14 protein-coding genes are annotated in these 12,084 nt (G+C 46.4%); 5 read left to right on the forward strand and 9 right to left on the reverse strand.

All coding sequences use genetic code 11. The annotated features are described in order from the left end of the window. Positions 1–95 precede the first annotated feature (95 nt). Genes BLS03_RS16875 through sdhC form a run of 4 tightly spaced genes read right to left on the reverse strand, consistent with a single transcriptional unit; the run spans position 96 to position 3,318 of the window. Positions 96–806: a succinate dehydrogenase iron-sulfur subunit gene (locus BLS03_RS16875; RefSeq protein WP_093276607.1), complete on the reverse strand. Its 711-nt coding sequence runs from the start codon at positions 804–806 to the stop codon at positions 96–98. Positions 807–820: 14 nt separating this feature from the next. Continuing rightward, complete coding sequence (gene sdhA, locus BLS03_RS16880) at positions 821–2,587, reverse strand: succinate dehydrogenase flavoprotein subunit (RefSeq protein WP_093276610.1); 1,767 nt, start codon at positions 2,585–2,587, stop codon at positions 821–823. Beyond that, the gene (sdhD, locus tag BLS03_RS16885; protein ID WP_093276612.1) at positions 2,588–2,932 is read right to left on the reverse strand and encodes a succinate dehydrogenase, hydrophobic membrane anchor protein; all 345 of its coding nucleotides are present in this window, start codon (positions 2,930–2,932) and stop codon (positions 2,588–2,590) included. It lies immediately after the preceding gene. After that, positions 2,926–3,318, reverse strand: a complete 393-nt coding sequence (gene sdhC, locus BLS03_RS16890) for a succinate dehydrogenase cytochrome b556 subunit (protein WP_093276615.1) — start codon at positions 3,316–3,318, stop codon at positions 2,926–2,928. The genes sdhD and sdhC overlap by 7 nt, the downstream gene beginning before the upstream one ends. Before the next feature lie 393 nt (positions 3,319–3,711). On the opposite strand from sdhC, the gene BLS03_RS16895 reads away from it, so the two are divergent. Further along, the gene (locus tag BLS03_RS16895) at positions 3,712–5,001 is read left to right on the forward strand and encodes a citrate synthase (RefSeq protein WP_093276617.1); all 1,290 of its coding nucleotides are present in this window, start codon (positions 3,712–3,714) and stop codon (positions 4,999–5,001) included. A gap of 75 nt (positions 5,002–5,076) precedes the next feature. Here the strand turns inward: BLS03_RS16895 and BLS03_RS16900 are convergent, their stop codons facing one another. After that, positions 5,077–5,838, reverse strand: coding sequence for a Nif3-like dinuclear metal center hexameric protein (locus BLS03_RS16900; protein ID WP_093276620.1), 762 nt, complete (start codon positions 5,836–5,838; stop codon positions 5,077–5,079). Between the two features lie 92 nt (positions 5,839–5,930). Here BLS03_RS16900 and BLS03_RS16905 point away from each other — a divergent pair, with 92 nt between their 5' ends. Beyond that, the gene (locus BLS03_RS16905) at positions 5,931–6,680 is read left to right on the forward strand and encodes a DUF1853 family protein (RefSeq protein WP_093276621.1); all 750 of its coding nucleotides are present in this window, start codon (positions 5,931–5,933) and stop codon (positions 6,678–6,680) included. Positions 6,681–6,731: 51 nt separating this feature from the next. On the opposite strand, the gene pgm is transcribed toward BLS03_RS16905, so the two are convergent. Then, entirely contained in the window at positions 6,732–8,378 is a 1,647-nt protein-coding gene (gene pgm / locus BLS03_RS16910; protein WP_093276624.1) for a phosphoglucomutase (alpha-D-glucose-1,6-bisphosphate-dependent), read from the reverse strand. A 95-nt stretch (positions 8,379–8,473) separates the two neighbouring features. Continuing rightward, a complete protein-coding gene (seqA, locus tag BLS03_RS16915) occupies positions 8,474–9,028 on the reverse strand; it encodes a replication initiation negative regulator SeqA (protein WP_093276626.1) in 555 nt (184 codons plus the stop codon). A gap of 94 nt (positions 9,029–9,122) precedes the next feature. On the opposite strand from seqA, the gene BLS03_RS16920 reads away from it, so the two are divergent. From BLS03_RS16920 to fldA, 3 genes are all read left to right on the forward strand, one after another. Further along, the gene (locus tag BLS03_RS16920; RefSeq protein ID WP_093276629.1) at positions 9,123–9,887 is read left to right on the forward strand and encodes an alpha/beta fold hydrolase; all 765 of its coding nucleotides are present in this window, start codon (positions 9,123–9,125) and stop codon (positions 9,885–9,887) included. Positions 9,888–10,014: 127 nt separating this feature from the next. Continuing rightward, positions 10,015–10,236, forward strand: a complete 222-nt coding sequence (locus BLS03_RS16925) for a DUF2788 domain-containing protein (protein WP_093276630.1) — start codon at positions 10,015–10,017, stop codon at positions 10,234–10,236. 48 nt (positions 10,237–10,284) lie between these two features. Next, a complete protein-coding gene (gene fldA / locus BLS03_RS16930; RefSeq protein WP_093276633.1) occupies positions 10,285–10,818 on the forward strand; it encodes a flavodoxin FldA in 534 nt (177 codons plus the stop codon). A gap of 124 nt (positions 10,819–10,942) precedes the next feature. Here the strand turns inward: fldA and BLS03_RS16935 are convergent, their stop codons facing one another. Together BLS03_RS16935 and BLS03_RS16940 are read right to left on the reverse strand one after the other, a co-directional pair. Then, complete coding sequence (locus BLS03_RS16935; RefSeq protein WP_093276636.1) at positions 10,943–11,635, reverse strand: LrgB family protein; 693 nt, start codon at positions 11,633–11,635, stop codon at positions 10,943–10,945. 11 nt (positions 11,636–11,646) lie between these two features. Next, positions 11,647–12,060, reverse strand: coding sequence for a CidA/LrgA family protein (locus BLS03_RS16940; protein ID WP_093276638.1), 414 nt, complete (start codon positions 12,058–12,060; stop codon positions 11,647–11,649). Between the last annotated feature and the right edge of the window lie 24 nt (positions 12,061–12,084).

Consider the following 12,084-nt stretch of genomic DNA (forward strand, 5'->3'; position numbering starts at 1 on the left):
TTTTCCCTTTACCAGTAGTTTTCACGTTTGCTTCGGTCTACGCCGAGCTCATTTAACGTCGGCGACGATGTCGCCGACAAGAACAGTACTTTTAATTACACCGAGCGGTTAACCAGCATAGACTTAATGTGACCAATCGCTTTGGTCGGATTCAGTCCTTTTGGACACACGCTGACACAGTTCATGATGCCATGACAACGGAACACACTAAAGGCGTCGTCGAGGTTCGATAAACGTTCGTCAGTCGCTGTATCACGGCTATCAATCAGCCAACGATAGGCAGCTAACAGACCCGCAGGGCCAATAAACTTATCAGGGTTCCACCAGAAAGATGGGCACGAAGTTGTACAACATGCACACATGATGCATTCGTACAATCCGTCCAGGTGTGCACGCTCTTCTGGAGATTGTAAGTTTTCTCGAGATGGCGGTAAGTCACCGTCAGAAATCAAGAACGGCTTAACTTTCGCATAGTTATCGTAAAACTGTGTCATGTCAACGATAAGATCGCGTATAACCGGCAGCCCTGGCAAGGGACGAATTACGATTTTGCTTCCAGACAGCGCTGAAAGTGGTGTAATACACGCCAAACCGTTTTTACCGTTCATATTTAGACCATCGGAACCACACACACCTTCACGGCAAGAGCGGCGAAAAGCCAGTGATGGATCTTGTTCTTTTAACAGAATCAAAGCATCCAGCACCATCATATCGGAGCCTTCTTTTACCTCAAGCTCGTAATCCTTCATGTAAGGCTTTTTGTCTTCATCAGGATTATAACGATACACAGAGAAGTTCAATTTCATAGTTCAATCCTCCCTTAGTATGTACGAACTTTCGGTGGGAACGCATCACGATGCACCGGCGTCATATTGACGTCACGGCGGCTCATCTCACCAGTTTCTGGGTTGTAAATCGAGTGACACAGCCAATTGGCATCGTCACGCTCTGGGAAGTCAAAGCGCGCGTGGGCACCACGACTTTCAGTACGGTAGTTCGCCGCAACAGCGGTTGAAATCGCTGTTTCCATCAAGTTATCCAATTCTAAACATTCGATACGTTGAGTGTTGAATTCTTTAGACTTATCGGCCAAATGCGCATCTTTGAGACGTTCGCGAATCACTTTAAGCTCTTCAAGACCTGTTGCCATCGCTTCGCCTTCACGGAATACCGAGAAGCTGTTTTGCATGCAAGTCTGTAGATCCTTACGAATTACCGCTGGGTCTTCACCTTTCGAGCTATTTTCCCAACGCATGGTACGCGCGAGTGACGCTTCGATATCCGATTCCGTTGCCGGGCGAGCTTCTGCTTGTGCAGCCAGAGTTTCACCTAAGTGTAGACCGGTTGCGCGGCCAAATACGACAAGGTCAAGTAGCGAGTTGCCGCCTAAACGGTTCGCACCATGCACAGAAACAGAAGCGATTTCACCACAAGCAAACAGACCTTGAACTTCAACATCAAGACCTTGAGCATTTTGCTTCAACGCTTGACCAGAAACTTGCGTTGGTACACCACCCATCATGTAGTGACAGGTTGGGATAACAGGAATCGGTTCTTTAACTGGGTCGACGTGGGCAAATGTACGCGACAATTCACAGATACCAGGCAGACGCGACTCAAGCACATCTTTACCTAAGTGATCGAGTTTCAGTTTGATGTGTGGGCCCCATGGACCATCGCAGCCGCGACCTTCACGGATCTCAATCATCATTGAGCGAGCAACCACGTCACGACCAGCCAAGTCTTTGGCGTTTGGCGCGTAACGCTCCATAAAACGTTCGCCATCTTTATTGAGAAGGTAACCACCTTCACCACGACAACCTTCGGTGACCAATACACCAGCACCAGCGATACCGGTTGGGTGGAACTGCCACATCTCCATATCTTGCATTGGTACACCAGCACGCAGCGCCATACCAACACCATCACCAGTGTTGATGTGCGCGTTCGTGGTCGATGCGTAGATTCGACCTGCACCACCGGTTGCAAGCACTGTCGCTTTCGATTTGAAGTAACAAATCTCACCCGTTTCCATACAGATAGCGGTACAACCTAAAATTGCGCCGTCTTGGTTTTTCACTAAGTCAAGCGCGTACCATTCTGAGAAAATCGTAGTTTTGTGTTTGATGTTTTGCTGATAGAGCGTGTGCAATAGCGCATGACCAGTACGGTCAGCAGCAGCAGCCGTACGCGCCGCTTGCTCACCGCCAAACTCTTTTGACTGGCCGCCAAATGGGCGCTGATAAATTGAGCCGTTGTCAAAACGAGAAAATGGCAAGCCCATTTTTTCAAGTTCAATGACCGATTCCGGGCCAGTTTTACACATGTATTCAATCGCATTTTGGTCGCCGATGTAGTCGGAACCTTTTACGGTGTCGTACATATGCCATTGCCAATCGTCTTTGTGTGAGTTACCGAGAGCAACGGTAATACCACCTTGAGCAGAAACGGTATGAGAACGAGTAGGAAATACTTTAGAAAGTAGAGCACAGCTTAAGCCCTGCTCAGAGATTTGCAGTGCAGCGCGCATGCCTGCACCACCGGCGCCGATTACAACGGCGTCAAATTCGCGAACTGGAATAGACACTTACACACCCCACAGAGTAAATAGACCAGAGAACAGATAGCCAAACAATACCGCGATAACACCTAACTGAAGAAAGGCTCGTAACTTAGCGCATTTGACATAATCGGTAAGAACTTGCCACAAACCGATCCAGGCGTGGATCAGTACGCAAACTAAGGCAAGCATGGTAAACACTTTGGTAAAAGTGCCACCAAAAAACGCGGTCCAGGATGCATAATTGATATCTGCGAATGCGCAAAAGCAAACCAGATAAATCGTGTAGAGCGTCATAATGATGGCTGTTGCACGAATCAGTAGGAAATCGTGAACACCATTACGACCAAATGAGGAAATACTTTTTACCATACCATTACCCCCGCAAGTACAGACAGAACGGCAGTCGCACCAAATGCCACTTTGGCACTCAATGTACCAGTGTCTAGCTCTTCAAAATGACCAAGGTCCATCAGAAGATGACGAATACCACCAGCAATGTGGTAGGCCAATGCGGTTAGGATGCCCCATAGAATAAATTTCACGAAGAAACCATCGACAATGCTCGATGCTTGCGCGAAACCTTCAGGGGATGAGAGGGAAATGGATAATAACCAAAGCAGTATACCGACCGATACAAACGTTATCACCCCTGACACACGGTGAAGGATAGAAGCGATTGCTGGGATCGGAAAGCGAATGGTCTGCAAATCTAAATTAACAGGTCTTGACTTTCTTTCTTTCACGGGCTTGCTCACTCTGCTCCATTGAGCATTTATAGTTATAAACGAAAATCAGGTCGAAAACCCAAAAAGTTACATTTATTTAACAAGTGGAGAGTCAGTTAACAGCACTTAATTGTAAAAAAAATGTTAACATCAAGATTAAAAACATTGAGTTTTATTTGTTTCTAGCCTTGAATTTATAAGGTTTTCACCATAATTCACTGAGCCACTATACGGCTGGCAACATTCTAATACAATTGATGTAACAATTTTTGCTACACAGAACAGGTTTTTAACTTTATCCGTTCAAAAAATCATAACAAGTGCACACATCCGAGGAGAACGATTGACTTTATCTCGGAACGCACGTAAAAAAATGGCACACAAACATCCTGGACGGATTAATAATAAACAAAGGAGATTGTTATGGCAGATAAGAAAGCGACCCTTCATATTGAGGGCAAAGCGCCAATCGAACTGCCGATTATGGATGGTACATTAGGACCGGAAGTGATCGACGTTCGTAAACTTGGAGCCAATGGTTACTTTACCTTTGACCCAGGTTTTCTTGCCACTGCATCTTGTGAATCTCAAATCACTTATATCGACGGTAACAAAGGTGTACTACTGCACCGAGGTTTCCCAATCGATCAATTAGCCAATAATGCTGATTATTTAGAAGTCTGCTATATCCTGCTTTATGGCGAAGCCCCTACACGTGAGCAATACGAAACGTTCAAGAAAACCGTAACACGCCACACTATGGTTCATGAACAGATCGCGAGCTTCTTCCACGGTTTCCGCCGTGACGCCCACCCTATGGCCGTCATGTGTGGTGTGGTTGGTGCACTGGCGGCGTTCTACCACGACTCTTTGGACATCAACAACGATTCTCACCGTGAAATTGCGGCCTATCGTCTGATTTCAAAAATGCCGACACTGGCATCGATGTGTTATAAATACTCGATTGGCCAACCTTTCATCTACCCGCGTAACGACCTAAGCTACGCAGAAAACTTCCTACACATGATGTTCGCAAATCCTTGCGAAGAGTATGAAGTGAACCCGGTCGTGGCTCGTGCAATGGATAAGATCTTTACCCTACACGCGGACCATGAACAAAACGCTTCAACATCAACCGTACGTTTGGCTGGTTCTTCAGGTGCTAACCCATTTGCATGTATTGCTGCGGGTATTGCATCGCTTTGGGGCCCTGCACACGGTGGTGCAAATGAAGCATGTTTGAGAATGTTGGAAGAAATTGGCAGTGTCGACAACATTCCTGAATACGTTGACCGCGCGAAAGACAAAGATGACCCATTCCGTTTGATGGGCTTTGGTCACCGCGTATACAAAAACTATGACCCTCGCGCAACAGTCATGCGTGAAGCATGTCATGAAGTGTTGTCTGAATTGAACATCGAAGATCCACTTCTAGACGTTGCGATGGAACTTGAACGCATTGCGCTTTCTGATGAATACTTTGTTGAGAAGAAACTCTACCCGAACGTCGATTTCTACTCAGGTATTATTCTAAAAGCCATCGGCATTCCAGTTTCAATGTTTACGGTAATCTTTGCCATGTCTCGTACCATTGGCTGGATTGCGCACTGGAATGAAATGCACAGCGATCCGACCAACCGAATTGGTCGCCCTCGTCAGCTTTATACTGGTGAAAAACAACGTGAATTCAGCCCATTACACGAACGTGAATGAGTGAGATGACGATAAAAAAAGCGAGCTCTAAAGCTCGCTTTTTTATTACCTGATAACTCATTTATTACCTGAAAACTAAACCGGATTATCGATATCGACAAACTCCACATCAAGCTTATATTCACGGCTTAACCACTCCCCTAGCGCTTTCACGCCATAACGTTCGGTCGCATGATGACCTGCAGCGAAATAATGAATATTTTGCTCGCGCGCTGAATAGGTAGTACGCTCTGAAATCTCTCCGGAAATAAACGCATCCAACCCTTGCGATGCCGCCAATTCAATAAAATCCTGACCACCGCCAGTGCACCAACCTATGGTCTCGATCACTTGCTCGGCATTATATTCCGGCTCAATGTGCAGCGGCGTGCGGGTTAGCACTTGCGCGATTTTATTTGCAAGCTCCTTCCCTGTCATTGGATGTTTAAGCCTGCCATACATGGCAACAGATTGTGGTGTTGGCTCAAGGCCGCCAAGCACTTCGATATCAAGTAGCGCAGCCAATTGAGCGTTATTACCAAGGCTAGGATGAACATCAAGCGGCAAATGATAGGCGTACAAATTGATATCATTTTTGACAAGTTGGCGAATCCGCGCTCCTTTCATGCCACGAATTTCCGCCGCTTCGCCCTTCCAGAAATAACCGTGATGAACCAAAATCGCATCAGCCTGAACCTGAACGGCGTATTCAATTAAGGCTTTTGAAGCGGTAACGCCGGTGACAATCTTACGCACTTGCTCTTTACCTTCGACCTGTAGACCATTTGGGCAGTAGTCTTTAATCAGATGCGGTGCCAATTCGGCGTTTAATCGTTTTTCTAACTCGAGATGATTCATTCTTGCTTCCCATCTAGTTCAATGTGAGCCGTTATAACAATTTCACGTTACAATGTCGAAATAATGAATTCAACACAGCGTGCACCATCACCATGAAGGCATTTTTTAATTGGATTGTTCATACCCCTTCCCTATTTCATACCACACCGCCGTTTGAAGATTTCACCGCGTTTGATGCGCCTATCGAGCCAAAACATCCGTTTAGCTATCAAGGAAATCAAAGGCTTGGCTTTGTTTATCAATATTTGTGCTCTCAGGTGTTTGAGTCTTCCGAGCGCTTTGCCATCAGGGAAGAAGAGATTCAAATCAATCAACAAGGCCAAACGCTTGGCGCGGTGGATTTCATTCTAGAAGACCGTCAAAGCAAGCAAATGCAGCACTGGGAAGTGGCGATTAAGTTCTATTTACTGCGCCAAGGGAAATGGTACGGGCCGAATGCGCACGACCGACTGGATAAAAAACTCAACCGCATGCTCAGCCATCAACTGAAACTGACGTATCATCCTCAATTTATCGCGCAAAAACCGCAATACGCGCAGTTATCCGAGCACTTACTGATTCAAGGGCGCTTATACATCAACCCTTTTGAGCCTGAACCTGTGCCTGATGAATGCCAAGGCTACTTGCTCGACAAAAGCCAAATTAGCGGAAAATGGTGTTACTTTCACCAATGGCCTTTGATTAACAAACCGCTCTACCCGCTTGAAAAACAGCAATGGGCAAGCGGATTGGAAACATTTGACCAGCCATTGTCACAGCCAAGCGGACGCTTTATCCACGCCCAGGCCTGCGACGGCGAATTTTGGTTTGTCGTGAATAATAGCTGGCCCAATGACCAATAAAAAAGGCGACGTAGTCACGTCGCCTTTTTCGTATTTCAAGTGAAACGCGAATTACAAACCAGCTTCCGCGAATACTTGATTAACGATATCTTGAGCTTCTTGCTCAATCTGCTTAAGGTGCTCTGCACCTTTAAAGCTTTCACAATAGATTTTGTAGATATCTTCGGTACCTGAAGGACGCGCAGCAAACCAGCCGTTATCAGTAGTGACTTTCAAACCACCAATCGCCGCACCGTTACCTGGCGCATGAGTTAGGCGTGCAGTAATCGCATCGCCTGCTAGGGTATCGGCTTTCACCATTTCAGCAGATAGCTTTTTCAACACATCTTTTTGCGGCCCGTTAGCAACCGCTTGAATACGGCTATATTGCGATTCACCATGCTTAGCGGCCAGTTCTTCGTAATATTGCTGTGGATTTTTACCTGTCACAGCGGTGATTTCCGCCGCTAGCAGACATAAGATAATACCGTCTTTGTCGGTTGACCAAGGCGTGCCATCTTTACGCAGGAAGGAAGCGCCCGCGCTCTCTTCGCCGCCAAAGCCAAAGCTGCCGTTGTATAAACCATCAACAAACCATTTAAATCCAACCGGTACTTCGCACAATTCACGGCCAAGGTCTGCAACCACACGGTCAATCAACGCACTTGAAACCAAGGTTTTGCCTACGGCAACGTTTTGCGCCCAGTTTTGACGATGGCGGAATAGGTAATCAATACACACGGCTAAGTAGTGGTTTGGATTCATCAAGCCTTTTGGCGTAACAATACCGTGACGGTCGTAGTCTGGGTCGTTACCAAATGCCAAATCATATTGGTCTTTGAGCGCTAACAAACCCGCCATCGCGTAAGGCGATGAACAATCCATACGCACAACGCCATCTTTATCGAGCGACATGAATTGGAAAGTCGGATCGATGGCTTCACTGACGAGCGTGATATCTAGGTTGTAAGTCTTAGCAATTTGGCGCCAGTAATCGATGCCGCTACCACCAAGTGGATCAACACCAATTTTAAGACCTGATTTCTGAATCGCTTCGATATCGATAACATTGACTAGGTCATCAATGTATGGCTTAACCAGATCGCGCTCAATAAACAATTCGCTGGCTTTCGCCTTCGCAAGATCCATGCGTTTAACGCCAGCAAGACCTTCGGCAATCAGCGCATTGGCACGATCTTCAATCGCTTGAGTTAACTCCGCTTCCGCAGGACCGCCATGCACTGGGTTGTATTTGATACCACCATCTTGTGGTGGGTTGTGTGACGGAGTAATAACAATACCATCCGCTTTTTCATCATGCGCGAGATTATACTTCAGAATCGCATGTGAAATACCCGGTGTCGGCGTATAACCGCCCTCTTGCTGAGCAATCACTTGAACACCGTTTGCAACCAGAACTTCAACAACGCTGGCGAAGGCAGGTTCAGACAACGCATGAGTGTCTTTACCAACAAACAATGGCCCAGTTGTGCCCTGAGCAGCCCTAACTTCCGCTACAGCTTGAGCAATGGCAAGAATATGATTTTCGTTAAACGTCGATTTATCCGCGCTGCCGCGGTGACCCGAAGTACCAAACAGAACGTTATGTTCTGGATTGCTTGGGTTTGGTTGCAGTAAAAAGTAGTTCGAAACCAACGCAGGAATATTGTGTAGATCTTGCTGCTGCGCTTTTTGGCCCGCTCTAGGGTGGTTAGCCATCATGACATCCTTTTTTGAAATAATGATGAGAAATCAAAAGCCTCATAATAACCAGATGCACTGTATCATTTATGAGGCTTTGATCCGACTTTTCATTAAATCGACAAAGTGACTTTCTCGATCAGCTCCGCAGGAAAGTTCATTCGCGTCATCAATTGATCGATCATTTGACGCTTGCGGCTGGTGTTGGTGTTGGTGATAACCCAAAATGGCGAGTTAGGAATTGCCTTAGGTTTGGTGGTCGTACCGCTTGCCAATAATGTCTGTTCATTATCAGCGAAATAAACACGTTTGCGTCCTTTGACTTGAGTGGCTTCAGAAAAAGCGTCTGAATCCAACTTGTACAGAGTTGATAGAACCAACATAAAGCGATCGATCGCTTTCTTTAGCCCAGCAAACTCATCTGAAATCAGTAGACCGCGCATCTCTTTAACCAAGTCGTAAGTGGTCTCTACGCCAGCATCTTTGCTAACGACAATCCCTTTAGGCTCACTCACTGGTGCGGCAACTGCTACTTCACTTTTACTGTTGTTGGCTTGACCATCGACATTTAAAAGGCGTCTTAGAATATCAGATGCACTTTCACCAATGTGTTGGGTTTGGCCTGCGATGTAACGGTATAGATCCTCATCAACCTCTATTGTTTTCATTCGCTTTTCACAATCTCTATGTTTAAACTCGGGGGAATTATAACGAGATCTTCGCCGAGACTCTACGATAAACCAGTCACGAATAAGATAAAAAATGTCACAACAGCTCAACTATAAACTTCAGGGTGCGGGTCACACCATCGTTTTGATCCATGGATTATTTGGTAATTTGGATAACTTAGGTCTGCTGGCACGTGACTTGGTCAATGACTATCAAGTGCTGAGTATCGATTTACGCAACCACGGGTTATCTTTCCACAGCGCCACTCACGATTACCAATCGATGGCGCAAGACGTCATCGCTCTGCTTGAACATTTATCCCTTGATCGTTACACCCTAATTGGTCATTCAATGGGCGGAAAAGTCGCGATGAAAATCGCCAGTTTAGCCACCTCGAAAGTAGAAAAGTTAGTCGTGTTAGATATGGCGCCAGTGCATTATCAAGTGCGTCGTCACGACAACGTTTTCGCTGGCTTACATGCTGTTGAACAACAAAAACAGACATCAAGAAAGCAAGCGCTAGATGTATTAGCCCAGCATATTGAACTGGACGGCGTGCGCCAATTTCTGAGCAAATCCTTATATAAAGATGGCGATCACCTTGCTTGGCGCTTTAACGTTACATCACTTTTTGCCAATTACACCAATATCCTGGCGTGGGAAGCAGTCGAGCCGACTCCCATCTCGACGTTATTTGTTAAAGGCGCAGACTCAGACTACCTTCAAGCCGAGCATCAAAGTCAGATCCAAGCCCAATTTCCAAATGCCAAAGCGCATGTGATTGCCAATACTGGCCACTGGTTGCATGCCGAAAAACCCGCAGAAGTTTTACGGGTAATTCGCCGTTTTTTGGCCTAATTTAGACTAACAACGTCGCGATAATGTAAAAAGGCGCGGATTACACCACTTGAAGATGCACACCGATTAACTTTGGTCAATAACAGTGGTATAGTGCGGCGCAATAATCTTGGCATAAAGGGATTCTATGCTTTACGACTATATGAACGTCATCGAGTCAATTGGATTAGATTTACTTTTCGCCGCGATCTTCTTTCTTATTGGCATGGCCATCAAAGATGTATTGAAGTCCGGTAACGTTCCTCCCTTTGGGCGTCGTATTGTATGGATGGTACTGTTTCTAGGCTGCGCTGGATTTATCGCCAAAGGCATCATTCAGCTGAGCTGGGAAGGAACAGGACTGGGTTAATCACACTCCCTTTCGCTGATCACTGACAAGAGTAAAGGTAACGAATCTATGGCAAGTGTAGGTATCTTCTTTGGTAGCGACACAGGTAACACCGAAGCCGTTGCGAAGATGATTCAAAAGCAACTAGGCAAAAAATTAGTTGATGTACAGGACATTGCAAAAAGCAGTAAAGAAGACATCGATAACTTCGATCTTCTGTTGCTTGGCATTCCAACTTGGTATTACGGCGAAGCACAATGTGACTGGGATGACTTTTTCCCAGAGCTTGAGCAAATCGACTTCTCCACCAAGCTTGTTGCAATTTTCGGCTGCGGTGACCAAGAAGATTACGCTGAATATTTCTGCGATGCGATGGGCACAGTTCGTGACATCGTCGAAGCGAAAGGCGGTACTATCCTAGGTAATACCTCAACCGAAGGCTACGAATTTGAAGCGTCTAAAGCGGTATTAGAAAGTGACGACAGCCAATTCGTTGGTTTGTGTATCGATGAAGACCGCCAACCAGAATTAACCGAGCAACGCGTTAATGCCTGGTGTGAGCAAATATACGAAGAGATGTGTCTTGCCGAGCTCGAAGACTAACGACTTCGAGAGGAGCGGCCTAAAGGGCTGATTCTCTGCAAAACACATTCCTTTGAGAACCATGATAAAAAGCCCTAGTCTATGCTAGGGCTTTTTATTTATCTCATCCTACGACTCGCTCGAGTTACCACAGCACGGTCCCGATAAGCGGAGCAATTAACACGGTAATCATTCCCGCTATCATCATCACCACACTCGACACCACGCCCTCTGAATTGCCTAATTGATATGCTTTGGCCGTTCCAGCGCCGTGGGCTGAAGCTCCAAGGCTTGCACCTTTACCAAACCGACTACGAATCGAGAAAAACGCCAATACTATCTCGCCAACCGCCATGCCAATCACACCGGTCAATACCACAAATAACGCGGTAAGATCGCTTTGACCGCCAATCATTTTGGTCGCTTCCACCGCAAAAGGTGTGGTGATCGAGCGCATTGCCATGCTGCGCTGCAATAGCTCTGGCAACTCCAACCAGCGCGCAATAAATACGGTACTGGTTACCGCAACCAAGACTGACACCATCACGCCGACCGATAGCGACATCCAGTGACGACGAATCAACTCGCGATTATCGTAAACCGGTATCGCAAACGCCACAGTTGCCGGGCCAAGCATCCATAGTAGCCAATGTGAATCAGCCATGTAGTCACTATAAGGTATACCTAGGCTTAGCACCGCGGCAACCAACAGTACTGGCGCGAAAATCAGTGGCATAAATAGCAGGCTACGTTTTCTCTTATAGATCACTTTGCTTAGGTAGTAAAACGCCAGCGTCATTGCCAAACTGATGATCGCCCAAAACGACAAGTTAAACATCTTGCCTCTCCTTAGCGCGCGATTCGATTGGCTAAAGCACGCGACTTACGCGCTCTCTTTAGTTCAAAGCGATACAATTTATCCACTACCCAAGCCGTTGAGGCGATAACCAAAATGGTACTCACCACCAATACCGTCATGATTTTCAATCCTTGCTGTTCCAGCAAATCTTGATAATTGACCACCGCAACCACCGCCGGCACAAAAAACAACAGCATTTCAGCCAGGAGCCAAGAGGCGCCACGACGAAACCATTCAACATTGACCACTTTGCAAAGCACTAACAGCAAGAGAAATAGCATGCCAGTTAAGTTAGCAGGAATAGGTAAATGCAATGCGCGCACCACCCCATCGGCGCCCAACCAGATAAGCGATAACACCGCAATTTGGCCAATTGTCAGCAACCCATTTCCAACCTTTGTCATTGTCTCCACCATGTTGTTCTGTGA

Source organism: Vibrio xiamenensis, from assembly GCF_900100015.1.
Classification (GTDB): Bacteria; Pseudomonadota; Gammaproteobacteria; order Enterobacterales; family Vibrionaceae; genus Vibrio; species Vibrio xiamenensis.

Bases quoted from the DNA above. Each gene is read 5' to 3' on its own strand.
- BLS03_RS16935 (WP_093276636.1), bottom strand. From the start codon at position 11,635: ATGTTTAACTTGTCGTTTTGGGCGATCATCAGTTTGGCAATGACGCTG.
- seqA (WP_093276626.1), bottom strand. From the start codon at position 9,028: ATGAAAACAATAGAGGTTGATGAGGATCTATACCGTTACATCGCAGGC.
- BLS03_RS16940 (WP_093276638.1), bottom strand. From the start codon at position 12,060: ATGACAAAGGTTGGAAATGGGTTGCTGACAATTGGCCAAATTGCGGTG.
- BLS03_RS16920 (WP_093276629.1), top strand. From the start codon at position 9,123: ATGTCACAACAGCTCAACTATAAACTTCAGGGTGCGGGTCACACCATC.
- BLS03_RS16875 (WP_093276607.1), bottom strand. From the start codon at position 806: ATGAAATTGAACTTCTCTGTGTATCGTTATAATCCTGATGAAGACAAA.
- fldA (WP_093276633.1), top strand. From the start codon at position 10,285: ATGGCAAGTGTAGGTATCTTCTTTGGTAGCGACACAGGTAACACCGAA.
- BLS03_RS16925 (WP_093276630.1), top strand. From the start codon at position 10,015: ATGCTTTACGACTATATGAACGTCATCGAGTCAATTGGATTAGATTTA.
- sdhD (WP_093276612.1), bottom strand. From the start codon at position 2,932: ATGGTAAAAAGTATTTCCTCATTTGGTCGTAATGGTGTTCACGATTTC.
- BLS03_RS16900 (WP_093276620.1), bottom strand. From the start codon at position 5,838: ATGAATCATCTCGAGTTAGAAAAACGATTAAACGCCGAATTGGCACCG.
- BLS03_RS16905 (WP_093276621.1), top strand. From the start codon at position 5,931: ATGAAGGCATTTTTTAATTGGATTGTTCATACCCCTTCCCTATTTCAT.
- BLS03_RS16895 (WP_093276617.1), top strand. From the start codon at position 3,712: ATGGCAGATAAGAAAGCGACCCTTCATATTGAGGGCAAAGCGCCAATC.
- pgm (WP_093276624.1), bottom strand. From the start codon at position 8,378: ATGGCTAACCACCCTAGAGCGGGCCAAAAAGCGCAGCAGCAAGATCTA.